General features: G+C 62.1%; 22 protein-coding genes. 9 read left to right on the top strand and 13 right to left on the bottom strand.

What is annotated here, in order from left to right:
- Nucleotides 1-2 precede the first annotated feature (2 nt).
- A complete protein-coding gene (locus QCE83_RS33400) occupies nt 3-959 on the top strand; it encodes a glycerophosphodiester phosphodiesterase family protein (protein ID WP_309821003.1) in 957 nt (318 codons plus the stop codon).
- Nucleotides 960-962: 3 nt separating this feature from the next.
- Here QCE83_RS33400 and QCE83_RS33405 read toward each other — a convergent pair whose 3' ends face one another.
- Nucleotides 963-1826 carry a proteasome-type protease gene (locus QCE83_RS33405; protein ID WP_309821005.1) on the bottom strand — a complete coding sequence of 288 codons (864 nt, stop codon included), beginning with the start codon at nt 1824-1826 and terminating at the stop codon, nt 963-965.
- Nucleotides 1827-2004: 178 nt separating this feature from the next.
- On the opposite strand from QCE83_RS33405, the gene QCE83_RS33410 reads away from it, so the two are divergent.
- Nucleotides 2005-3591: an exonuclease domain-containing protein gene (locus tag QCE83_RS33410; RefSeq protein WP_309821007.1), complete on the top strand. Its 1587-nt coding sequence runs from the start codon at nt 2005-2007 to the stop codon at nt 3589-3591.
- Between the two features lie 15 nt (nt 3592-3606).
- Here the strand turns inward: QCE83_RS33410 and QCE83_RS33415 are convergent, their stop codons facing one another.
- Nucleotides 3607-4350 carry an SDR family oxidoreductase gene (locus tag QCE83_RS33415; protein ID WP_309821008.1) on the bottom strand — a complete coding sequence of 248 codons (744 nt, stop codon included), beginning with the start codon at nt 4348-4350 and terminating at the stop codon, nt 3607-3609.
- Nucleotides 4351-4480: 130 nt separating this feature from the next.
- Between QCE83_RS33415 and QCE83_RS33420 the strand changes: the two genes are divergently transcribed.
- Nucleotides 4481-5404: a LysR family transcriptional regulator gene (locus tag QCE83_RS33420; protein WP_309821216.1), complete on the top strand. Its 924-nt coding sequence runs from the start codon at nt 4481-4483 to the stop codon at nt 5402-5404.
- A 135-nt stretch (nt 5405-5539) separates the two neighbouring features.
- On the opposite strand, the gene QCE83_RS33425 is transcribed toward QCE83_RS33420, so the two are convergent.
- The 3 genes from QCE83_RS33425 to QCE83_RS33435 all read right to left on the bottom strand — a co-directional run bounded on the left by QCE83_RS33425 (nt 5540) and on the right by QCE83_RS33435 (nt 9248).
- Nucleotides 5540-5998: an HU family DNA-binding protein gene (locus QCE83_RS33425; protein ID WP_309821010.1), complete on the bottom strand. Its 459-nt coding sequence runs from the start codon at nt 5996-5998 to the stop codon at nt 5540-5542.
- A gap of 224 nt (nt 5999-6222) precedes the next feature.
- On the bottom strand, nt 6223-6966 hold the full coding sequence (locus QCE83_RS33430) for an endonuclease/exonuclease/phosphatase family protein (RefSeq protein WP_309821012.1): 744 nt from the start codon (nt 6964-6966) through the stop codon (nt 6223-6225).
- Nucleotides 6963-9248 (bottom strand): VTT domain-containing protein, encoded by a 2286-nt coding sequence (locus QCE83_RS33435; RefSeq protein WP_309821014.1) that lies wholly within the window; start codon nt 9246-9248, stop codon nt 6963-6965. Before QCE83_RS33435 ends, QCE83_RS33430 begins: the two co-directional genes overlap by 4 nt.
- A gap of 113 nt (nt 9249-9361) precedes the next feature.
- Here QCE83_RS33435 and clcA point away from each other — a divergent pair, with 113 nt between their 5' ends.
- From clcA to QCE83_RS33460, 5 genes are all read left to right on the top strand, one after another.
- Nucleotides 9362-10690, top strand: coding sequence for a H(+)/Cl(-) exchange transporter ClcA (clcA, locus tag QCE83_RS33440; protein ID WP_309821017.1), 1329 nt, complete (start codon nt 9362-9364; stop codon nt 10688-10690).
- A 130-nt stretch (nt 10691-10820) separates the two neighbouring features.
- Nucleotides 10821-11849, top strand: a complete 1029-nt coding sequence (locus QCE83_RS33445) for an aldo/keto reductase (RefSeq protein WP_309821019.1) — start codon at nt 10821-10823, stop codon at nt 11847-11849.
- Between the two features lie 116 nt (nt 11850-11965).
- The gene (locus QCE83_RS33450; protein ID WP_309821021.1) at nt 11966-12580 is read left to right on the top strand and encodes a LysE family translocator; all 615 of its coding nucleotides are present in this window, start codon (nt 11966-11968) and stop codon (nt 12578-12580) included.
- A gap of 243 nt (nt 12581-12823) precedes the next feature.
- Nucleotides 12824-12994 carry a hypothetical protein gene (locus tag QCE83_RS33455; RefSeq protein ID WP_309821023.1) on the top strand — a complete coding sequence of 57 codons (171 nt, stop codon included), beginning with the start codon at nt 12824-12826 and terminating at the stop codon, nt 12992-12994.
- Between the two features lie 195 nt (nt 12995-13189).
- Nucleotides 13190-13351, top strand: a complete 162-nt coding sequence (locus QCE83_RS33460) for a DUF1328 family protein (RefSeq protein WP_035509367.1) — start codon at nt 13190-13192, stop codon at nt 13349-13351.
- Nucleotides 13352-13422: 71 nt separating this feature from the next.
- Here QCE83_RS33460 and QCE83_RS33465 read toward each other — a convergent pair whose 3' ends face one another.
- The 3 genes from QCE83_RS33465 to QCE83_RS33475 all read right to left on the bottom strand — a co-directional run bounded on the left by QCE83_RS33465 (nt 13423) and on the right by QCE83_RS33475 (nt 16524).
- Nucleotides 13423-14568: an MBL fold metallo-hydrolase gene (locus QCE83_RS33465; RefSeq protein ID WP_309821030.1), complete on the bottom strand. Its 1146-nt coding sequence runs from the start codon at nt 14566-14568 to the stop codon at nt 13423-13425.
- Nucleotides 14569-14695: 127 nt separating this feature from the next.
- Nucleotides 14696-15436: a G1 family glutamic endopeptidase gene (locus QCE83_RS33470; protein WP_309821031.1), complete on the bottom strand. Its 741-nt coding sequence runs from the start codon at nt 15434-15436 to the stop codon at nt 14696-14698.
- 350 nt (nt 15437-15786) lie between these two features.
- On the bottom strand, nt 15787-16524 hold the full coding sequence (locus QCE83_RS33475; RefSeq protein WP_309821032.1) for a G1 family glutamic endopeptidase: 738 nt from the start codon (nt 16522-16524) through the stop codon (nt 15787-15789).
- Nucleotides 16525-17157: 633 nt separating this feature from the next.
- Between QCE83_RS33475 and QCE83_RS33480 the strand changes: the two genes are divergently transcribed.
- Nucleotides 17158-17490, top strand: a complete 333-nt coding sequence (locus QCE83_RS33480; RefSeq protein ID WP_309821033.1) for a hypothetical protein — start codon at nt 17158-17160, stop codon at nt 17488-17490.
- 907 nt (nt 17491-18397) lie between these two features.
- On the opposite strand, the gene QCE83_RS33485 is transcribed toward QCE83_RS33480, so the two are convergent.
- The 5 genes from QCE83_RS33485 to QCE83_RS33505 all read right to left on the bottom strand — a co-directional run bounded on the left by QCE83_RS33485 (nt 18398) and on the right by QCE83_RS33505 (nt 23945).
- The gene (locus QCE83_RS33485) at nt 18398-19168 is read right to left on the bottom strand and encodes a G1 family glutamic endopeptidase (protein ID WP_309821034.1); all 771 of its coding nucleotides are present in this window, start codon (nt 19166-19168) and stop codon (nt 18398-18400) included.
- A gap of 403 nt (nt 19169-19571) precedes the next feature.
- Complete coding sequence (locus QCE83_RS33490; protein WP_309821035.1) at nt 19572-20339, bottom strand: SDR family oxidoreductase; 768 nt, start codon at nt 20337-20339, stop codon at nt 19572-19574.
- 10 nt (nt 20340-20349) lie between these two features.
- Entirely contained in the window at nt 20350-22134 is a 1785-nt protein-coding gene (locus QCE83_RS33495; protein WP_309821036.1) for an IlvD/Edd family dehydratase, read from the bottom strand.
- 120 nt (nt 22135-22254) lie between these two features.
- Entirely contained in the window at nt 22255-23253 is a 999-nt protein-coding gene (locus tag QCE83_RS33500) for a LacI family DNA-binding transcriptional regulator (protein ID WP_309821037.1), read from the bottom strand.
- Nucleotides 23254-23300: 47 nt separating this feature from the next.
- Nucleotides 23301-23945, bottom strand: a complete 645-nt coding sequence (locus tag QCE83_RS33505; RefSeq protein ID WP_309821038.1) for a hypothetical protein — start codon at nt 23943-23945, stop codon at nt 23301-23303.
- Between the last annotated feature and the right edge of the window lie 256 nt (nt 23946-24201).

The following is a 24201-nucleotide window of genomic DNA, read 5'->3' on the forward strand; positions in this document are numbered from 1 at the left end:
CAATGCCGTTTCGCCCAGCTGCCGCGTTCGCCGCTGCCCTTGTCATCTGCATCGCCGGCGCGGGATGCGGCGCCGCCCGCAGCGACACTTCCCCCGCCGCGCCGCTGATCATCGCGCATCGCGCAGGCGCGGCCGATTTCCCTGAGAACACGCTGCTCGCCATTGAAGGCGCGCTGAAGAATCATGCCGATGCCATCTGGCTGACCGTGCAGCTCACGCGCGACGGCGTGCCGGTGCTGTATCGTCCGGCGGATCTGTCGGCGAATACCGAAGGCAAGGGCGCGGTCGCGGACACCGATCTCGCCTCGCTCGAACGTCTCAATGCAGGCTGGCGCTTCGCGCGCATCGATGCGGCAGGCGTGACGCGCTATCCGTACCGTGAGACACCGCAGCGCATTCCCACGCTCGCGCAAGCCTTGCGCGCGATTCCGCCCGGCGTGCCGGTCATGCTCGACATGAAAGCGCTCCCGGCCGAGCCGCAAGCCGCCGCCGTTGCGCGCGTGCTCAGCGAGGAAGCCGCCTGGACGCGCGTGCTGATCTACTCGACGGACGCGTCCTATCAGAAGGCCTTCGCTGCGTGGCCGCAGGCCGTGCTGTTTGAATCGCGCGATGCCACCCGGGCGCGGCTCGCGGCCGTCGCACTGGAACAGACCTGCGAAGCGCCTCCGCCGCCCGGCACGTGGACCGCATTCGAGTTCAAAAGAAAGATGGAGCTCCTCGAAACCTTCACGCTGGGCAAAGCGCGCACGGCCGTGACAGCGAAGCTCTGGACGCCCGACGCCGTGCGCTGCTTCGGCACGCAAGGCAAGACGCGGATCGTTGCGATCGGCATCGACACGGCGGATGACTACCGCGCAGCCGCGTGTCTCGGCATCGATGCTGTTCTGGTGGATTCACCGTCGAAGATGAGCGCGGTGAAGGCGGCGCTGCCCTCGTCCTGTGCCGCGGGCAAGAGCTGATAACTATTGCCGCGGCGCGCTGCCCGAGGGCACGTCTTCGGCCAATGTCTGCGCGGGCGCTTCGGGACATGGCAGATCGCCGATAACGAGCCGCGGCACCGTGTTGCGCGCATCGCGCGGACGCAGCGGCACGTTGCCGGGCTCGGTCCACGCGGGGTTCGGAATCTCGCCAAACAACTGTCGCAGCCGTTCGCCCCAGGTCTTGTTGATCATCTGGTAGTAGGCGCTGTTGCTGTCGAGCGTGGCGAAGCGCGTCACGCACAGCGCGTCCTTCTCATACACCAGCAGATCGAGCGGCAAGCCTACGGAGAGGTTGGAGCGCAGCGTGGAGTCCATTGAAATGAGGGCGCACTTGGCCGCTTCGTCGAGCGGCGATGCCGGCGTGATGACGCGGTCGATGATCGGCTTGCCGTATTTCGATTCGCCGATCTGGAAATAAGGCGACACCCGCGTCGATTCGATGAAATTGCCCGCCGCGTAGATCATGAACAGCCGCGGCGGCTGGCCGCAAATCTGTCCGCCGAGAATGAAACTGCAATTGAAGTCGACGCTGAACTCCGCGAGCGACGACGCATCGCGCCGATGCACCTCGCGCACCGCGTCGCCGACGACCCGCGCCGCCTCCGGCAAGGTCGCGACGCTGTAGAGCGTGGGCGCGTTCGGATCGGACGGTTCGGCGAGCAGTTGCGTGACGGCCTGCGTGATGGCCAGATTGCCCGCCGTGAGCAGCACGAGGACGCGCTCGCCCGGCTGCTCGAAGACCACCATCTTGCGCGCGGCGCTCACGTGGTCCACGCCGGCGTTGGTGCGGGTATCGGAGAGGAATACGAGTCCCTCGTCCACGCACATACCCACGCAATAAGTCATGTCAATCCGTCCTGAAGCAAGCAAAACGTCATTGTACTGAGCGCGCCTGCGCATTTCATCCGGCGTGCTGCTGAGGACTTAAGGACTTATCGGCACGGCATGACCGTTTTTGCAGGACGTTCGCGAGGCGCAAACGCGTTTCGCGCTAGACTTCCTGCTTCACGCCCCGCGCCTCATCATGTCCGAAGTCCCCGAAGCAATCGAAACCAGCGACGCCCTCGCCGATGCCCTCCTCGCCGGCCTTGCGCGTCCCATCGTGTTCGTCGATCTGGAGACCACCGGCTCGAATGCGACCGAAGACCGCATCACCGAAATCGGCGTGGTGGAAGCGAGTACGGCGGGTATCGAGCGCTGGAGCGTGCTGGTCGATCCCGGCGTGCCGGTGCCGCCGTTCATCGCGCGGCTGACCGGCATCGAAGACGCCATGCTGCGCGGCCAGCCGAGCTTCGCTTCGCTGGCCCCCGCGCTGGCCGAGCGGCTGCAAGGCAAGCTCTTCATCGCGCACAACGCGCGCTTCGACTACGGCTTTCTCAAGAACGAATTCCGTCGCGCGGGCATCGCCTTTCGCGCGGATACCTTGTGCACGGTGCGGCTGTCGCGGGCGCTGTTTCCGTCGGTGGAGCGGCATGGACTCGACGCGCTCATCGCACGGCTCGACCTCGCGCCGACGGGACGCCATCGCGCGCTCGCCGACGCCGATCTGCTCTGGCAGTTCTGGCAGAAGATCCACGCGCTGTACTCGCAGGATCTCGTCGATAGCGCCATCAAGGCGCTGGTGCGCCGCGCGAGCCTGCCGGCCGCGCTGCCCGAAGGCACGCTCGATACGCTGCCCGCGACGCCCGGCGTCTATCTCTTCCACGGCGACGACGACATTCCGCTCTACGTCGGCAAGAGCATCAACCTGAAACAGCGCGTCGCGGCGCATTTTTCGGGCGATCACAGGCTTGCCAAGGACCTGGCCATCTCGCAGTCCATCCGGCGCATCGAAACCCGCGAGACGGTCGGAGAACTCGGCGCGTTGCTGCTTGAAGCGAAGCTCGTGAAGGATTTGAAACCGGCGCATAACCGGCTATTGAAGGGCGCATCGGGCGCGTGCGCGTGGCAATGGCTGCCGGGCGCGCCCGCGCCGGTGCTCGTGAAGGCGAGCCGGCGCGATCTGTCGCGCGAGGATCACCTGTTCGGCGTCTTCGCGACGCGCGCGAAAGCGCATGCTTTCCTGCGCCATCTCGCCGATGAACACACGCTCTGCCCCGCGACACTCGGTCTCGAGAAAGCGCCGCTGTCGCGCGGACGCGGCTGTTTCGGCTATCAGGTGAAGCGCTGCCAGGGTTCGTGTGCAGGCGTGGAAAGCTTCGCCGATCACGCCACGCGCGCGCTCGACGCGCTGCAAAACGCACGGCTCGTCCGCTGGCCGCATGAAGGACCGATCGCCATTGTCGAACGCAACGAGGGTTCGACGCAGGAAGCGTGGCATGTGATCGACCGCTGGTGCTACCTCGGCACCTGTGCGAGACGCGAGGACATCGCCGCGCTGCTTGCCGATGCCCCCGACCTGCGTCCGTTCGATTGCGACGTGTATGCGCTGATCGCAAAACGCCTCGCGGCGGGCCGGCTCGAATGGATCGAGTGCGATGCGCGGCCGGGCTTCCATCTCATCGCCCAGGAGCCGCCCGCAAGCGTGCGCCGCGCGACGCATGCAACGAAGGCAACGCGACCTGCGCGGCGCCGCGCCCCCGCCGAGGCACAGTTCGCGCTCAGCTTCTGAGCTTCGGAACGCCCGTTACGCGAGACCGCCGTTCGCGCGCAGCACCTGACCGTTCACCCAGCCCGCATCCGGCCCGACCAGGAACGCGACCACCGATGCAATGTCGTCCGGCTGCCCGAGCCGCTCCAGCGGCGCCATTTTCGCCATGCCCGCGATCTGCTCGTCGGTCTTGCCGTCGAAGAACAGCGACGTGGCCACCGGCCCCGGCGCCACCGCGTTCACGGTGATGCCGCGCCCGCGCAATTCCTTCGCGAAGACATGCGTCATCGATTCGACCGCTGCCTTGGTCGCGTTGTAGATCGCGTAGCCGGGCATGTTGAGGGCCAGCGCCGTGCTCGAGAAGTTGACGATGCGTCCGCCCTCGCCCATGCGCGCCGCGGCCTCGCGCAACGTGTTGAAGGTGCCGCGCACGTTGATGTCGAAGGTCTGGTCGTAGAGGGCATCGCTGGTATCGGCGATGGGCATCGTCTTCATCACGCCCGCGTTGTTGACGAGGACATCGACCTTGCCGAGCTCGGCCTCGACCGTCGCGAACATGCCGCGCACTTCCTCGGCATTCGCGACGTTCGCCCGCACCGCGAGCGCCACGCCGCCCGCTTCGCGCAACTCGGCGACGAGCGCATCCGCCTCTTTCGCACTCGACGCATAGTTCACCGCGACGGCAAGGCCATCGCGCGCGAGACGCCGCGCAAGCTCCGCACCGATACCGCGCGATGCACCCGTGACGATGGCAACGCGCTGACGTTCTGTCCTGTTCATGCTGCTGCTCCTTGAGGAGTGAGGTTCGATGAGCGGCATGATGAATCATTCCGTTTCCGCGATCATCGGGCTTGGCTTAGTATCATCGTTCCATCTGCTTCAACAATCCTTCATCGATATCGAAATCGCCATGGATCGCTTCCAGGAAATGCAGGTCTTCGTGCGCATCGCGGAGCGGCATAGCTTCACGCAGGCCGCCGACGATCTGCAGATGCCCCGCGCCACCGTCACCAATCTGATGAAGCGCATGGAGGAACGGCTCGGCGCGCGTCTGCTCGAACGCACGACGCGCACCGTGCGCCTCACGCACGACGGCGAAGAACACTATCAGCGCTGCGTGCGGCTGATCGCCGATCTCGAAGAAGCGGAAGGATCGTTCCGTCACGCCGAACCCAAGGGTCTGCTGCGCGTGAACCTGCAAGGCACGCTCGCGCGCACCTTCATCATGCCCGGGCTGCCGGCCTTCATCGAACGCTATGGAGAGATCGAGCTGCATATCGGTGAAGACGACCGGGTCGTCGACCTCGTGCGCGAAGGCGTGGATTGCGTGCTGCGCGCGGGCACGTTGCAGGATTCGTCGATGATCGGCAAGCGCGTTGCATTGCTCGAACAAGTGACGGTAGCGAGCCCCGCGTATCTTGCGCGCGCGGGCGTGCCGCACGATCTCGAAGCGTTGATGTCGCATCGCGCCGTGAACTATGTGTCGAGCGCGACGGGGCGCGTGGTGCCGCTGGAGTTCAGCGTGAGAGATCGCATCGAGGCGGTTGAACTCAAGGCGACGGTCTCGGTGACCGGCGTGGAGATGTACACGCAGGCGGCGCTCGCGGGCTTCGGCATCGTGCAGGTGCCGCGTTATCACATCCACGATGCGCTCGCGGAAGGACGCCTTCAGCTCGTGCTTCCGGATTTCGCACCGCCGCCGATGCCTGTCTCGGTGCTCTATCCGCATAGCCGGCAGTTGTCGGCCCGCGTACGGGTTTTCGCGGATTGGGTGAGCGCGGTCTTCAGCGAAACCGATCACGCGTTGCTTGGCCTGGCGTCGAATCAAGCTTGAAAGCAAGCATGAAAGTCAAAGAGGCCAGTACCCCACGCATGGGGTACTGGCCTCTTTTCACGAAGCTTCGCGTGCGCCGAACCTGACGGACGCGAACTTCGAACGCAACGTCAGAGCGTCAGAGCATCAAGTAACTCAGGCTGCTGCGTCCTTCAGCTTCTTCAGCGCGCGTGCCTTGATGCGGACGCTTGCCGGCTTGGCCGGGAACCAGCGCTCGGTGCCCGTGAACGGGTCCTTGCCGAAGCGCTTCTTCTTGGCCGGAACGGCTTGAGCCGAGATCTTCAGAAGACCCGACAGCGTGAATTCGCCGGCGCCCTTCTTGTGGATCGAACCGAGGATGGTGTCTTCCAGCGCGACCATCACGGCCTTGACTGCCTTCACGTCCACTGCTGCGCGCTCGGCCAGATGGTTCGCGAGCGATGCCTTCGTGAACGTATCCTTGACCGGCGACAGTGCGCCCGTGGTGGTCTTCTTGGCAGCGACTTTCTTGACGGCAACCTTCGGTGCTGCAGCTTTCTTCGCCGGTGCGGCAGTCTTCGCCGTGGCTTTCTTGGCCGGGGCTTTCTTGGCAGCGGTTTTAGCGGAAGTCGGCATGTTTCTCCTACCTGTTTTTTGGTCAGTGATATTCGAATACGTTCGCACCGATGCGTTCGTATCACGCCGGATTCTACATACGCCAAGCGAGTTCGTGCGAGTCTTTTGCGTTTTTATATCGCTTTTACAGGGGTTTTTCGTGGTGTCGCGCAGACATGCGGCTCATGAAGCCATCGCGATGCATGCTTCCTTGATGTTTACCGCACGCCATGCAGGCGCTTTCATCATCGATGCGCGATGTGCGCGATGAGCGGATAGTGATCCGACGCGACACGCGACAGACGTGTGCGATGCACGTCCACACGCATCAGACGCTCGCCCGGATGCACCCAGATGCGGTCGAGCGCGAAGAGCGGAAAGCGCGTCGGAAAGGTGCGCAGCGCAGTGGCGCGATGAAAGTGCGTGACCAGCCGACGGAGCGTGCGGCCATAGACGAACCACTCGTTGAGATCGCCGAGCAGGATCACGGGCAGCGCGGGCGTATCGAAGCTCTGCAGCACCTGCTCCACTTGCGCGCGCCGCTCGCTCGATGCCAGCCCGAGATGCGTTGCGACCACGCGCCACACCTCGCCGCCGCAATCGATGTCGGCATCCAGCGCACCGCGCGGCTCGCGGCTCCTGAACGACAGGTCGAGCGTACGCACCGCGCGCACCGGATAGCGCGTGAGCACCGCGTTGCCATAGCGGCGCTCGGGCGTATCGAGCGTCGGTCCCGCGACGGCATGCAGACCGGTCATGCGCTGCAGCACGTCGAGCACGTCGTGCGCGCCACGGCCGCCGAGCGGCACTTCCTGGAGCGCGAAGACATCGGCATCGATCTCCGCGAGCACTTCGCCGATGCGCTGCGGCGCAAACTTGCCGTCGATGCCGACCGCGCCATGCAGGTTGTACGTCGCGATCCGCAGTTCGCGCGCGCGGCTTTCGCTGGTGTTCTGCAAGTCGATCACGGGTTCGTGCAGCGGCGTCATGAGTTGACCTCGTCGGGCCGCGCGTTGCGCGCCGCCGGATCGCGCGGCATCGCGCCGCTCTCGTGCAGTTCGCTCGCGCGCTTCGCTTCTTCGCTGGCGCGCGGCTTGTCGGCGTCGCCGGGTGCGCCTTCGTGCGCGTCGGGCTGAGCGCCGCCGAGGAAGCGCTGCAACAGCAGCGACACGCCGATCAGCGCCGCGCCGATGCCGATCAGCACCGCAAACGAGCCGACCGTCGGCCGGTGCAGTGAAGCGACCAGCTGATGCGCGAACGCCACCGTGAGGAAGATGCCGGGTCCCATGCCGAGCATCGTGCCGATCATGAAGTCGCGCATGCGGATGTGCGAGGCGCCCGCGACGAGATTGACGATCGAGAACGGCGCCACCGGCAGCAGACGCAGCACGACGACGGCCACGATGCCGCGCTTCGCGACGCGTTCCGACAGGCGGTTGACGCGCGCGCCCGCGACTCGGCGCACGACATCGCGCCCGAGCCAGTTGCCGAGCGAATAGGAGACGGCCGCCGCGGCCATCGTGCCGAGGAAGGCATACAGCCCGCCCCATGCCGCGCCGAACACGAGTCCGGTGGCGGCGATGAGCAAGGTGATCGGCACGGAAATGACCGCCGCCACGACGTAGGCCAGCACGATCCAGAGCGGCGCGAGCGGCAGCGCGTCGATGCGGCGCGTCGCGTTGGTCAGCGAGCGAAGGTTGACGTAGTCGCCGAGCGAGGTCCAGTGCAACAGGCCCGCGACCACCACGACCATCAGCGCCAGCACGCCGAGCAGCGCGAAGCGGCCGATCAGCGGCCGGGTCTTTTCCGCGGGCACGAACTGGTCGACGAGTTCGTCGGCGGCAATCGGCGTTTCCGGATCGATCAGCGCTTCGGTCGGAATCAGTTGATCGAGTTCCCTCGACACCAATGGATCCAGCGGCACCAGCGTGCGATGTTCGTCGCGCTCGCGCAGCAGCGCCTGGATCGCCGCGTTCATGCCGCCACGCGCGGCGCGTTCACGGTCGATGTCCGCGATATCGCAACCGAGATGCTCCGCGAGCAAGGTATCGCGCATGGCGGCGATGGCGCCGCGGATGCGTACGTCGCCGCGCGCATCGATCGCGATGTTGCATTCGCTGTCCAGCACCATCGAACGATTGTTCAGGTTGGCCGAACCGACCATCAGCAATTCGTCGTCGACGATCATCAGCTTGCTGTGCACGTTGACGATCTCGTCGCCAAGTTTCGGCACGCTCGGACACAGAAGCCGGTAGCGGCCATGCGTATCGGCGTCCTTCAGCAATGCGTGCAGCCGCGCCCGCAACACGCCCATCGTGACTTCCTGCAGCCAGCCGCTCTGGTTGCGCGGCACGACGATGGCAAGGTCCGGACCATCCTCGCGCGCCAGCGATTTCGCCAGCGCCGCGCCGATCGTGCCCGACGTGAAGTATTGGTTCTCGATATAGATGCTGTGCCGCGCGCGCGCGATGGCGTCCAGATACTGTGCGCGGATCTGCTGCACGGGTTCGCGGCCAAGATAACCGGGCTCGGTCAGCGAGATGGCCATCTCGACATCTTCGAGATCGACACGCCGCGACGGCGGCCAGGCATCGTGCTCGAGGTTTGCCCGATGCGCGCGGATCGCGAGCTGCTTGCCGCAGGCGCGCGCCCAACGTTCGCGCGCAATCAGGCCGATTTCGCGCGCGGCCGCGCCATCGAACATCGTGTGAACATCATGAAAGGGCTGATAGCGTGTGCCGTTTGCATCACGGCGCAGCGGTTCGTCGGGTGCATGCGCGGTGGTGTCCCAGCGCGAGCGTGTCAGATCGAGACCGCCGACGAACGCGAGCCGGTCATCGATGACGACAAGCTTCTGATGCTGCGAGCCGCCCATCGGATGCTTGCCGTCCATCTGGAACGCGATGCGCCGGCTGGTGCGCCAGCCCATCTTGTAGACGGGCAGCCATTCGCGTTCGAATGCATAGAGCATCGCGAAATCCCACGCCAGGATGTAGATGCGCAGACGCCGCTTGTGATTCGCGACCGCATGCAGGAAGTCGCCGAGCGCTTCGGGGAAGCCATCGTCCGCGCCTTCGGGCGTGAGCTTCATGCGGCTGTCGATGTCCCAGCCGAGGATAAACACGGTGCGCTCGGCGCGCGTGATCGCCTCGCGAAGCACCCGAAAATAATCCGCGCCATCGATCAGCAGGCTGAAGCGCGCAGCATGACGCACGCTCGCGCAGTTGCGTCCGGGCTGGAAAAACGGCTCGTCGTCGCTTGCCTGATTCATGCGCGTCTCACGCCTCCGTGTTCCCTTGCATCAAATGTCTTTCGTTTTGCAAGCAGCATGCCCGGCGCGATGCTACCCTTCGCAGCGCATGCCGATGCGGAGCTTCATGCGCAATGAACGACACCGACTCCCTCGAACAACACGACGAACGCGCAGGACTCGTTCCACTCGCGGCGGCATCGGTCATCGTCGGCTCCGCGACGGGCGCCATCGGCGTGGGCTTCCGCTTTTCACTCGAACGCGCGGAGGCGTGGCGCACTGCATTCGTCGCGTGGGGCCATGCGGGACACGAGGCCGCTTTCGTACTGGTGGTGCTCGCAGCGGCCGTGAGCACCGGGCTCGCGACCTGGCTCGTCGCGCGCTTCGCGCCGATGGCCAGCGGCAGCGGCATTCCTCATGTCGAAGCCGTGCTGCACGGCAAGCTGCCGCCCGCCCCGCTCGTGCTCGTGCCCATCAAGTTCGTGGGCGGCGTGCTCGCCATCGGTGCAGGGCTCGCATTGGGACGCGAAGGCCCGACCGTGCAGATGGGGGCATCGATCGCGCATGCCATCGGCCAGTTCATGCGGCGCACCGCCGGCGATTGCCGCGTGCTGCTCGCCGCCGGCGCGGGCGCGGGACTCGCGACGGCCTTCAATGCACCCATCGCCGGCGCGGTCTTCGTGCTCGAAGAACTGATGCGGCGCTTCGACACGCGCACGGCGGTCGCGGCGCTCGGCGCTTCGGCAAGCGCCATCGCGATGGCTCGTCTGCTGCACGGCGATCTCCCCGACTTCCACGTGCCCGCGCAGCCGTTCCCCGGCTTCGCGATGACCGGCGCGCATCTGCTGCTCGGCGTATTGCTGGGGCTGCTGGGCGTGGCGTATTGCCGCGCAATCCTGTGGACGCTCGATATCGCCGAATCGCTTTCTAAGCCGCTGACGGTCGCGCATGCGACCGCGCGCGCGGCGCTCATCGGCGCGGCGGTCGGCGTGCTCGCGTGGTTCGCGCCGGATCTCGCGGGCGGCGGCGATGTGCTCACCGAACGCGCGCTGCTCGGCGCAGGCACCGTCGCGGGCGTGCTCGCGACTCTCGCGCTGCGCTTCGTGCTGGGCACCGTGTCGTATGCGGCGGGCACGCCTGGCGGTCTGTTCGCGCCGCTGCTGGTGCTCGGCGCGCAGACCGGTCTCGTGTTCGGGCGCCTGTGTCTCGACTGGTTTCCGGGCATGTCGGCGGTAACGGGCGACACCAGCACGTTCGCGGTCGTCGGCATGGCCGCGTTCTTCGTCGCGGTGGTGCGTGCGCCCTTGACGGGCATTGTGCTCGTCACCGAGATGACCGCGAGTTTCACCCTGCTGCTGCCGATGCTCACGGCCTGCTTCACCGCGATGATCGTGCCCATGCTGCTGCGCGTGCCGCCGATCTATGACTCACTGGGGGAACGCGCGGCGGCGGACAAGCGGTGATGCTGCGTTTCGCATTCTGCATTCCGCCGACCGTTGCGGTAGTCTCGTCCGCTGAACACTCGCGCGCCGCTCGTCATCGATCCGGATATCGAGCGGCGTCTCTTCGACTTCATCTCAAAGAGGACACGCAATGGAATATCGACATCTCGGCGCTTCCGGCTTCAAGGTTCCGGTCCTGAGCTTCGGCACCGGCACGTTCGGCGGCAAGGGCGAATTCTTCCAGGCCTGGGGCGCGACCGACGTGAGCGAGGCGCGCAAGCTGATCGACATCTGTCTCGACGCCGGCGTCACGATGTTCGACACCGCCGACCTCTACTCGCGCGGCGCATCGGAATCGATCCTCGGCGAAGCCCTCAAGGGCCGCCGCGACAAGGCCATCATCTCGACCAAGGCCACGTTCCGTTTCGATCCCGATGAACCGAATGCCGTCGGCTCGTCGCGCTTTCATCTGATCGAGGCGGTCAACGCGGCGCTCAAGCGCTTGCAGACCGATCACATCGACCTGTTCCAGCTGCATGGGTTCGATGCAAAAACGCCGGTAGAAGAAACGCTTTCCACACTCGACGACCTCGTGCGCGCGGGAAAGATCCGCTACACGGGTGTGTCGAATTTTTCGGGCTGGCATCTGCAGAAATCGCTCGATGTGGCTGCTCGCTACGGTTATCCGCGCTATGTCGCAAACCAGACCTACTACTCGCTGATCGGCCGCGACTACGAATGGGAGCTGATGCCGCTCGGACTCGATCAGGGTGTGGGCGCTGTGGTATGGAGCCCGCTCGGCTGGGGGCGCCTGACGGGCAAGATCCGGCGCGGCCAGCCGCTGCCTGAAACAAGCCGTCTGCACAAGACCGCCGACATGGGGCCGCCGGTGCCTGACGAATATCTGTACCGCGTCGTCGATGCGCTCGATGCCATCGCCGAGGAAACCGGCAAGACCATCCCGCAGGTTGCGCTCAACTGGCTGCTGCAGCGTCCGACGGTTGCAACCGTGCTGATCGGCGCGCGCAACGAAGAACAGTTGCGGCAGAACCTCGGCGCGGTGGGCTGGAACCTCACGCCGGAACAGGTCAGGAAGCTAGATGAAGCGAGCGCGGTGCGGCCGGCATATCCGTACTGGCATCAGCAGGGCTTTGCGGAGCGCAATCCGTTTCCGGTGTAAGTGAGGAAGGCGCGCTTCTTTTCCGTACCGGAAAGCTGTCGGCGATCTGTACCGGTACTGTACCGGATCACTCCAGTACACTGGGTTCATCGATATCCCAGTCCAAGGAGCGCGCCATGCCACAGGAACTCTTCAACGCTCTGCCCGCCGCCGCGCTGTTCGCCCTCGTGACGACCATCACGCCCGGCCCGAACAACACGATGCTGCTCGCCTCGGGCGTCAATTTCGGGCTGAAGCGCACGCTGCCTCATGTGCTCGGCATCAGCACGGGCGTTGCCATCCTGACGATCGCGGTCGGGCTGGGACTTGCCCAGGCCTTCGAACGCTTGCCGTGGCTCTATGCGGTGCTGGAAGCCGCGAGCGTCGCTTATCTGCTGTATCTGGCGTGGAAGATCGGTACGTCGTCGTCAGTGCAGTTGCGCGACGGCCAGAGCCGCCCGATGCGCTTTCACGAAGCCATCGCGTTCCAATGGATCAACCCGAAGGCGTGGATGATGGTGCTGACCGCTGCTACCACCATTCACCTGCATGCCAGTCTCTCGTTGAATGCGGCGTTGATGGCGCTCGTGCTGGTGGTGATCGGCCTGCCTTGCATCACGATGTGGGCAGCGTTCGGCATGTCGCTGCGACGCTTTCTGGCCAATCCACGCTGGCTGCGCATGTTCAATCTGTCGATGGCGCTGCTGCTGGTGCTTTCGTTGTATCCAGTCGTGGCCCATTTTTTCGCATGATGCATTCAACCGCCGCGCGCTTTGCCGGATCGCCGGGACCGGTGCATACTGGTCCGACGCGCCGGCACGCAAAATCTGCCTTCCTCCTTGCAAGTTTGGGACAGGCCGGTACAGAAGCTTCCAGCAAAGCACCTGCGTGACTGCTCTTGAGGCAGTTACAGTCCGGCGCGTACATGCCTTGCTTGTTCGTCAATTCGCGTCGAATTTCCGGCGCGGCTTTGCAATCTGTTCAAGGAGTACGTCATGTCTGGAGCCAACCGCCCATCCGGTCCCGCCACGCGCAAATCCCTCGATCTCGCCGACCAGATCGAGCGCGATGAACTGGAGAACAACCTGCCGGATGCGCTAAACAGCGGCGATGATGAAGACGATCTCGACGATGAATCCGACTCCGAACGCACACTAGGCCGTTAGCCTCCCTGCCGTGCCCCTTGCGTCTTCCATGGCGCATCCCGCGACGCCGCACTGCCGCTCAGGCCTTGCGGCGTTTTCATTGCTGGGCACGGGCGTTGCTTCATGCCATCGCGCGGCATGCACGCCATGAGCGAAGCGGCATCGGCATCCGCCCGGCTGCGAATCATTCGATCAACCGATCCCGTGGAGGACTTCATGCTTCGTTACGCTGTCATCTTCTTCATCATCGCGATCATCGCGGCCTTCTTTGGCTTCGGTGGCATCGCAACCGGCGCGGCGGAAATCGCCAAGATCCTGTTCTTCATCTTCATCGTGATCTTTCTCGCGACCTTGCTGCTGGGCGTATTCAGGCGATGACGCTGTATTGAGGTTAAAAAAAGACGCGCGGACTTCTCTCGAGTCCGCGCGTTTTTTTATGGCCGCGCGGTTCAGCGGGTGGACGTATCGAGTTGCAGGGTCTCGCCGAATTTCAGCACCGTGAAGGCATCGGCGGGCAGACCGGCATGGCGCACGGCTTCGGCCAGGCGACGCGGAGGTTCGTCGAGCGGCTCGTCGGTGAGTTCGAACGTGCCCCAGTGAATGCCGATCGCCTTCTTCGCGTGGACATCCTGGAAAATGCGCACAGCCTCTTCCGGATCCACGTGTTGCGCGTGCATGAACCAGCGCGGGTCGTAGGCGCCGATCGGAATCAGCGCGAGATCGAAGCCACCGAACCGCGCGCCGATGTCGCGAAAGTCCGGCGAATAGCCGGTGTCGCCCGCGAAGTAGAACGAGTACGGATGCGCCGCACCTTCAAGCGTCTTCACCACCCATCCGCCCCACAGGGTTTCAGAGCGATCGAACGGCGTGCGGGCCGACCAGTGCTGACTCGGCACGAACCAGATATCGAGCCCCGACGCCTGCGTTTCATCGCCCCAGTCGAACTCCTGCGCATTCGTGATGCCGATGTCGTTCATCCACGCCTTCACGCCCAGCGGCACGAGAAAGCGCGGCGGTCCGCCGGCCTGGCGATTCAGCGCCTCGACGGTGGGCTTGTCGAGATGATCGTAGTGATTGTGCGAGATGAGCACGATGTCGATATGCGGCAGCTGTTCGAGCGTGAGGCCCGGAGGCGTCTTACGTTTCGGGCCGGCGAACGAGAACGGCGACGCACGCTCGGACAACATCGGGTCCGTGAGGATGTTCACGCCGTTGATCTGCACGAGTGCGCTTGCATGACCGATCCACGTGAGCGTGTTCGCCGTGCGGTTCGCCTTCAGCCAGGCGACGTCGGGTTGAGCCGTCGGGAAGTGATAGCCGTTAGCTGGCGGCTTCGGCAGGCCGTGCGTGAAGCGTTCCCAGCGCCATTTCAACAAGGACTCGCGCGGCAAGGTGCCGTAGTTGTTTTCGAAGCCCGATGCCGTGCGTTTCGCGTGATGCAGCGGCTGGGGCTGAGTGGCGTCAAGCGGCTGGGACGATTGATCGCCTTGTGCGGAGGTGGTCGACGTACAACCTGCCAGCAAGGCGAAGGTGCAGAGCGTGACGCGGGCCATGTGCATCGGCGCGTCGGTGGTGAAGACGGGAAACCACGGCATGTCGTTGTGCTTGGATTGTCCGAGTGCATCCGATTGTACGGAAAGCAACTCGGAGCTTCACGCCGTGCCGTGGGGTTTCTATACGTTGCCAGCGGGTTGAAGGCGGCAACAGTCGCGCTTCTGCCTTTTAAAGTTGATACACGATGAAACTGGTAGGTGAAAGCACGGCCGGGATGGCGCGTTGCGTCGACATGATGTTGCCGTCGAGCGGTTCGTAGAACTGGATCGTCGTTGCTTCGTCCGTTGCTGTGCTTGCCTTGGCGTACGCGACGTTGAAGAAGGTGATGCTGCCGTAGCTCGCCATGGGGAGGCGAGTTGAAGTGCCTGAATAGCCTCCCTGCTCCACGATGACTTCGGCGGACCGGTTTCCCGGATCCGAACCACTTGTGCCAGGGGATGAACCCGTTGTGGTGAATGTCCACTTCGGCGATGTGGCGCCCTTGGCCGTTGCCTGTTCCCAAAGCGTGTAAGTCCCGTCGAAATTTTGAGTGACTCGTGCTGACACCGTGTCACCCGCCGACAGGGTATAGACCAGCTGTCCGGACTGCGGTGCTGCCGGGAAAAACTCATAGAAGAGGCCGTAAGTAGGAATGGACCCGTTGCATCCCTGGATAGTCCCGACTTGCTCCAACGTGGTTTGCGCGATGGTCGTGTCGCTGTAGCCGCCCAAGCCAACCCACGCGATTGCCTGGGTTGTCTGGCCAGCGGCAACCAGGCTGCAATCGACTTCCGGGACGACCCAGGACGCGGATACCGACAGGTAAGCTGCGTCGCTTATGACGTAGCCGGCCCAATTGTCCAGCGTTTTGGTGCCGCCGCTGGTTTGTGCAAATGAGGCCGTCGCATCGATCAGCAGCCATGACAGCATTGCGAGCACCGCGCATATTTTAAGAACTGATTTACCCATTTCCACACCCTTTGATTGACCAGATTGATTCAACGTGCCGCGAATGGCATGTGCAATCTAAAATCCCTTGACTAATACCTCCACCGCATTGACTCTGTTTCACTAAATTTTTCAGATATCGAATCGATGATCGGTGAGATTGTTCAAGCAGATAGCGGCGAATGATCCATGCCGTCCTCGACTCCTTCGCGAATGACGAACTTGCAGACTGATTAATTCAAGAAAGCTTCATGGCATTCAACGCCGGCGTCGGCGGAACGCATTACGCATCAAAATAGCCAATATCGTGGAGAAGGGCGCGTCTTCGCTGGTCAGAACTGATACACAATGAAACTGGTAGGCGAAAGTACGGACGGAACTGCCATGGTCGTGGAAGGCGTATTTCCGCTGGTTTGATCTATGCTCAGAACCGTAAACGCTTCGTCCGGGAGTGTGCTGGCTTTCGTGTAAGAGATGTTGAAGAAGGTGATACTGCCGTAGCTCGCCGCAGGTCCGCGTGTCGCGCTTCCGACGAAACCTGGCTGCTCCATGATGATTTCTGCAGACGTGTTGCCGGGATCCGAGATGCTGGTGCCTGGCGCCGTACCCATTGTGCTGAACGTCCATTTGGGCAACGACGCACCCTTGGCGGTCGCCGTCTCCGACAGTGTGAAACTTCCATCAAGATTTCGCGCGACTTTGGCTGTCACCGTATCGCCAGCGGAGAGAGGATAGTTTGTCGAGTCGCCGACCCACGGGCTGGCGGGAAAAAGCTCGGCAAAGAGAGCGTAAAAAGGCGTCGAACCTTGACATGCCTGGACAGTCCCGATCTGCTCAAGAACATTTCTCGCCGAATCCGTCGGGTGGTTGAAGCCGCCAAGACCGACCCATGCGGTTGACGCAGAAGATTTGCCAGCTGCAATCATGCTGCAGTCCACTGCCGGCACCACCCAGGATGCAGAAACGGCTGAGTATGTTGCGTCGCTAATTACGTAGCCGGCCCAATTCGGCATCGTCGTAATAGATTGCGCATTTGAAGCTGCTGCATCGACCAACAACCATAAAAGCATTGCAGGCTTCAGATACCTACTTAAAACTGAATTACCCATTTACACACCTTTGATTAGCCAAGTTGATTTAACGTGCCGCGCGAGGCCCCTGTAATCTAAGGTTCCTTGACTCAGGCATCTACCTTGATCGCCGGCTTTCACAAAATTCTTCAGATCTCCAATCAATTGCCTGACTAATATTTGAACAAATACAGGACAATGTAAACGCACATTCGGGACGCGTTCGATATCAACGAATTAGCGTATCGGTAAGCCGCAGATTTAAAAGAAGCTTCGGCTCGTTTTCAGGTATTAGAAGCGTACGAAAATGCTCGATACTTTGAATCAGCGCGGAGAACGCCCTTGCAGCGAGGAGTTGGCCGCTACACCTCCGCCACTCGCGAATCAGTTATTCGTAATCTACGAATTGGCTCGGCGATCCAGGCAAGCATTCCTCAAACCGTATCTCGGGCACCGGACGGCGCAGCGCGTTATCGTGACGTCACTGATTTGAATCTGACACCCGGCCCGCTTCTTGCACCAGACACGCGGCGCAGCATAATCGCGCCTTCGAAAAACCAATCGCCACGTGCATGCCAAGCGGAGTGATCTGCCCGGAATGCACATCGCGCGGATACCAAAGACGGGGCCATCATGGGAAGCAGTCATCGCAAGCACGCAATACGCACGTTCAATCCGCAACTCCATACGATGCATGCCATGCTGGTCTCGCGCGCGGCATCGCACGTGGCCAGCGCGTTGCGTGATGAAGGACGCGCTGAAGCCCTCGCCGAGGGCATTGCCGAGGTAATTGCCCATTGCGGGCATGCGGGGCTCGGGTTGTTTCTCGCTGCTGTCTGGCACTGGCTCGATGAACGCGATTATCGCGAGGCGGCGCACACCGTGCAGCACTACATCGAGAACGGCACGGTGCCGACCATCAAACCAGCGGAGAAGGTTTCGCGTCGGCGCGACGCGCGCATTTGACAAATACCGCGTTACGTGACGCGTTGCCGTAGCACCGCCGTAACACCTCACGCGCCGAACCGGCCCGCATTTGACACAGTAGTCGCGAACGGTACAGCGCGTGGCCCGTTACTACTACTCAGAACTGGTACACGATGAAACTGGTAGGCGATAGTACTGACGGAACCGCCATGGAGGTAGAAAGCGTATTTCCCACTGAGCGAATTCGAAAACTCGACCGTAGTCGCATGGTCGGGTGCCGTGCTTGCTTTCGTATAGGCGAGATTGAAAAGTTCGAATTTGCCGCATCGTTGATCATGTAGCCAGCCCAGTTATTCGTCGTCAGGCTGGTTTGCGCACTGGCGGCTGTCGCATCGATCAGCATCCACCAAAACATCAACAGCGCTGAGCCTCTTCCACACATGGATTTATTCACTCCACACCCTCCGATTAGTCGGATTGATTCAACGTGTTGGGTAGATCTCATGTGATCCAAGACTCTTCGACTCAGGAAAATGTCTTATTCGGAAGGGCTGACAAAATCCCTCACCTTTCCATCAATTGCCTGTCAGATATTCAAGCAGAGATCGCAGAATGTAAATGTGCATTCGCAACGCGTTCGAAACCAACGAATCTACGTATCGATGAATTCGAAAACATATGGGAACTTCAGCTCGATTCTCGACATTCAACCCGAATAAAAGCGCCTTGCAAATTGAATAGGCATGTTAAACCTTCGATTGTGCAGAGCCGAACCGGATTCCCCCGTTTCTGGCGAATAAGATATTCGAAATGAACGAATCAGATTCCAGGGTCTGGCGGCGATCCGAAGGTAAGGAAGACACCTCGAGTCTTCACACATGCCAGCAAAACTGTCACCGCTTCACGTCGCCACCGGTTCACGCGGCAACGGCTGCCCTTCTGACCTTTAGTATTGGTAGACGATAAAACTAGTAGGTGAAAGCGTCACTGGCGTGGCCCACTGCGTTGACAGTGTGTTTCCGCCAAGCGGTTCATAAAACTGGATCGAAGTTGCGTGATCGGTCGCTGTGTTCGCTTTCGTGTAGCCGATATTGAAGAAGGTGATGCTGCCGTAACTCGCTACAGGCCAGCGAATCAGGTCCGTTGGGGTACCTGGCTGCTCCATGATCACTTCTGCGGATCGGTTGCCTGGATCAGAAGGACTGGTGCCAGGTGATGAACCCGTGGTACTGAATGTCCACTTCGGCGATTTGGCGTCCTTGGCCGTTGCTGTCTCCCAAAGCGTGTAACTTCCATCGAGATTTCGACTGACTTTCGCCGAGACTGTGTCACCAGCCGACAACGCATATTTTGAATCTCCGAAATTCTTGTTGGCGGGGAAGAACTCATAGAAGAGGTCGTACACAGGTGTCGACCCGACGCATGCCTGCACAGTGCCGATTTGTTCCAGCGTGGTCTGCGTGATCGTTTCGTCGCTCTGACCACCTAAGCCGACCCAGGCATATGTACCCGTTAATGTCGCGCCGGCAACCGAGCTGCAATCGATTTGTGGAACCACCCAGGATGCGGAGACATCCGAGTATGCTGCGTCGTTTATCGCATAGCCGGCCCAATTGTTGCTCAACGTGCTGGTTTGCGCGATGGAAGCCGTCGCATTGCTCAACAACCCTGAAAATATCAATAGCAGCGAATATTTTTTAAAAGCTGATTTACCCATTTCCACACCCTTTGATTAGCCAAGTTGGTTCAACGCGCCGCGCGAGGCACATTGAATTTAGGATTTCTTGACTCTCGTATCTACCTTAATCACGGTGCTTTACAAAATTTTGCAGATTTCCAATAGATAGCCGACGTGATTGTTCAAGCAGATAGGGATAAATGGATACGCCTCCCCTTTCGCGTTCGATATTAACGAACTTGCCCACTGATAACTCTATGATTTTAGTGATTTGCTCACTCTTTATTTATCAAATGCGGGGAAAAATACTGAAGGTTTTGAATTTTGCTCTAAATTCAATGTTGGTAACGGACCGTCGCCAATTTATTCGCTAGAGACGAAAACACGCAATACGAACCTTCGATCTGCAATTCGGGGCGAGGCCGCAGCCCGCCACATCGCCTCACGCCCCAAACCACCCCGCGTCGACGTAAAACTCTCGCGCAGTACAACGCGCGCCATCATCAGAAGCGAGAAACAGCACCATGCGCGCGATATGCTCCGGATCGATACGTTCATGAAGGCATTGCTGCGCGAGAAGCTTCGCTTCACTGTCCGGCGATTGCCACAGCTTCATCTGGCGCGGCGTGCGCACCGCCCCCGGAATCACCGTATTCACGCGAACACCATGCTCCCCAAGCTCACGCGCAAGCCCGCGCGTGAGTCCCTCTATCGCCGCCTTCGCCGTCATATAAAGCGTGAGATCGGGCAAGGCAAGGTGCCACGAAATCGAGCCCATATTGATGATCGATCCTCGCCGCTGCGTCCGCATGCGTTGCGCCGCCGCCTGCGCGCAGAAGAACTGATGACGCAGGTTCACGGCCATGCGCTCGTCCCAGTAAGCAGCGCTGACGTTGTCCCACTGATGACGATCGTCGTTCGCGGCATTGTTGACGAGCACGTCGATGCGCCCTGCCTCGCTCGCGATGCCATCAAAGGATTGTTCGATGGCGGCCGCATCGAGCAGATCGCAATGAAGATACTTCGGCGCGTGTCGTTCACGCGCCAGCGACTGCTCGAGTTGTCGCGAATCGGCATCGGCTACGTCGATGAAAAACACGCACGCGCCCTGCTGCGCGAAAGCCTGGACGATCCCCGCACCGATACCGCTGCCGCCGCCCGTCACGACGACGCACTGATCCTTCAGGCTCGGATAGATGGCAAAGGACATGATGGTGCGCTCAGTGTGAGTGACGCGGATTGCCGCGCGTTTCGATGACCTTCAGATACAGCGTCGCGGGCTCGAGACAGCCGCCCGTCGACAACTGCCCAACCGTCTGCCGATACAACTCCTGCCACGGCGTTTGCGCAACCGGCACGGCGAAGGCGCTATCCGCGCGACGGCTTTCGAGTTCGGCCTCACCGAGCAGCACGTTGACGGAGCGCGCGTTCAGGTCCACGCGGATCACGTCGTTCGTGCGCAAGAGCGCGAGGCCGCCGCCCACCGCCGCTTCCGGCGACATGTTGAGAATCGACGGACTCGCGGACGTACCGCTCTGCCGTCCATCGCCCATGCAAGGAAGGCTATCGATGCCTTGCTTGATCAACTCTGCAGGCGGCGCCATGTTCACCACCTCCGCGCTGCCCGGATAACCCACCGTGCCGCAGCCGCGGATCACGAGGATGCAATGCTCGTCGATACCAAGCGACGGATCATTGATGCGGGCGTGATAGTCCTCCGGACCATCGAACACAATGGCACGCGCTTCGAATGTGTTCTCCGCACCGGGCTCGCTCAAATAGGTCTTGCGGAAAGCATCGCCGACCACGGACATCTTCATGATCGCGCTGTCGAAGAAATTGCCCGACAGCACCATGAAGCCCGCACCATGTTTCAGCGGATCGCTGGCCGTGCGGATGACGTCGTTATCGGCGGCGGGCGCATCGCTCGCAATGTCGCCGATCGTGCGGCCCGATACCGTCATGCACTGTCCGGCGATCAGCCCCGCCTGGTCCAGTTGCCTGATGACCGCCGGCACCCCGCCCGCGCGATGAAAACTCTCGCCGAGATAGTCACCCGCCGGCATGCAGTTGACGATGAGCGGTACAGGCTCGCCATGACGTTGCCAGTCATCGAGCGTCAATTCGATACCCATGTGACGCGCAATCGCGATCAGATGCGGCGGACAGTTGGTCGATGCTCCAAGCGCCGAAGCCACCGCGATGGCGTTGATGAACGCATCGCGCGTCATGATCTTCGAGGGCTTCAGGTCCTCGCGCACCATCTCGACGATGCGCTTGCCGGTCGCATACGCCATCTGTCCGCGCTCGCGATACGCGGCGGGAATGCTGGCGCAGGTCGGCAGCGACATGCCGAGCGCTTCGGCGAGGCTGTTCATCGAGAGCGCAGTGCCCATCGTGTTGCAATGACCGATCGATGGCGACGACGCCGTGGTCAGCTGCATGAAGCCTTCGTAATCGATCTTGCCTGCCGCGAGCAGGTTGCGCGCATGCCAGATGACCGTGCCGGAGCCGACCCGCTTGCCTTCATGCCATCCGTCGAGCATGGGGCCGCCCGAGAGGACGATGGCCGGCATGTCGACGGTCGCGGCCGCCATCAGACAAGCCGGCGTGGTCTTGTCGCAGCCGGTGGTGAGCACGACGCCATCGAGCGGAAAGCCGTGCAGGATTTCAACCAGCCCGAGATAGGCGAGATTGCGGTCCAGCGCCGCTGTCGGACGACGGCTCTGTTCGGCCAGTGGGTGGACAGGAAACTCCATTGGGATGCCGCCTGCGTCGCGGATGCCCGCCTTCGTGCGCGCAGCCAGCTCGATGTGATGACGATTGCACGGCGCGAGATCGCTACCCGTCTGCGCAATGCCGATGATCGGACGGCCCGACTGCAGTTCTTCTCGCGTGAGGCCGTAGTTCATGAAACGTTCGACATACAACGCCGTCATGTCGGCGTGAGAGGGATCGTCGAACCATTCCTGGCTTCGAAGCCGTTGTACCTTCTGCTGGGGCATGATTTGTCTCTCCATGTGATGCGCCTCGTCCGGCCCGAATTCCGGCGCTGCTGTTTTCATGGTTCCGTTACCGGTAACATCGCAATGCATGTTAGCACGCACACGCGAACCCGCTGCGGCTCAGGCGCTTTCCCGCGACACCACGGAGTACGCTACACGCTCGCGTTTTCCTGCCGGCTCGACGATGCCATTCTCACGCATGTCGAGCGCCGCGAGCAGCATGGCGCCCGCGCGCCGGCCGATGCCGTAAGCATCCACGGATACCGTGGTGATCGACGGCGTACAGCAGGCCGCGACCTCGAAATTGCCGAAGCCCGCCACCGCGACGTCGTCCGGCACCGAAAGCCCGCGCCGATGGCATTCCATGATCGCACCAAAGGCGGACATGTCGCTCACGCACATGACGGCTTGCGTGTCGGGCCAGGCTTCGAGCAACGCGGCCATCGCAGGGCCGCCGTGACTCATGGTGATCGGCGATTCGCCCAGTCTGATGACGCGACGATCGTCTAGACCCAGTGCCTTCATTTGCGCACGGAAGCCCTTCAGGCGATCGAGGCCGCGCCGGTCGAGCTCGCTCGCGCCGCCGAGAAAGCCGATGCGTTCATGCCCCTTGCCCGCCAGATAGCGGACCATTTCGCGTGCCGCGCTGACATTGGAGAAACCGACGGAGGCGCCGATCGGATCTGTCGTTGCATCCCACATCTCGACGACGGGAACGCCCGAGCGGCGCAGCAGCGTGCGCGTTGCTTCGGTGTGGCGCGATCCCGTCAGCGCGATGCAACGCGGTTGATGACGCAGCATCGAGCGCACGAGGCGCTCTTCGCGGTCGAGATGGTAGTCGGTATCGCCGATCAGCAATTGCAAGCCATGCGGCTCCAGCGACGCTGACAGGCCACGGACGGTATCGGAAAAGTTGGAGCTTGCGAGCGACGGCACCAGCACGGCCACGAATTCTGACCGGCCCGAAGAGAGCGCGCCGGCGGCGGCATCGGCGACGTAGCCGAGTTCATCGATGGCCTTCTGCACGCGTTCGCGCGTGGCGAGCGCAACGCTGTGGCCCGCCAGCACGCGCGACACCGTCATCTTCGACACACCCGCGCGGCGAGCGACGTCGGACATGCGCGGCGGGTTCGCTTGCACGGATGTCGGAGGCTTGAGACCGCGGGTCAATCCACCCGCACCCAGCCATCCTCGCGCTGTTCGAGCGTGATGTGCAGCTTTGTCTCGCCCGCTTCCCGATCAGACGCCGTCACTTCGGAGAACGCTCGCTTGACGTCGCGGTCATCGGCCCAGGGGGCCACGTTCTCGAGCTTGTACGTATAGGTGACATCCGAGCGGTGCGCAGTCGGATCAGGCTCCGTCCAGCTCGCCACTTTGTCGAGCTTGACGTGCGCGTAGCAGATCTTCCAGGTATGCGGGTCGTTCGTGGCGTTGGGATCGCCCGCCGGCCGATTGGTTTCGACCGCGTATTTCTGCCCTTCGCCGGTCAGGCTATAGGCGACGCCGTTCTGCTTGGCGCTGGCGTTCGCGGGCGTCGTTGCCGCGCGAGCGATCAAGCCGGCCTTCTCCAGCGCGGCAAGTTGCTCGCGCAAGGCGCCGGCAGCGTATTCGTTAAGGTCCTGATTGCTATAGACCGATGGAAACGTATAAGGGCCGCGGCCGCTGCGGTTCAGACAGAGCAAGCCGCGGCTGGTTTTCATGTCGGCGGATATTGCATCGCCCAGGCTGGACTCGCTTGCATCGTTCTTCTTGCCGCATGCGGCAACCAGCAAGGCGGCGCTCAGGGCTGCGATCAACAGGCTCGTTCTCATATGCGCTCCAGTGAGGGTCGACATGATGGCTCTCGTCGTCATTCTACCGACAGAAAGCGAAGGTCCAACATCGAGATGGTGTCAGAACGAGATAACGGGATGCAAATGCCAGGCCAGACCTCGGCTAAGGCCCTGAAACGCAAAAACCCCACCTTTATGAACTGCACCCCAAAAGTTGGACACCAGTCCAACGATTTGGGGTGTTTTTTCATGAGCAAGCACAGCGCACGATTCAAGCAAGCAGTCGTCAAAGACT

Source organism: Caballeronia sp. LZ034LL (genome assembly GCF_031451215.1).
GTDB lineage: Bacteria > Pseudomonadota > Gammaproteobacteria > Burkholderiales > Burkholderiaceae > Caballeronia.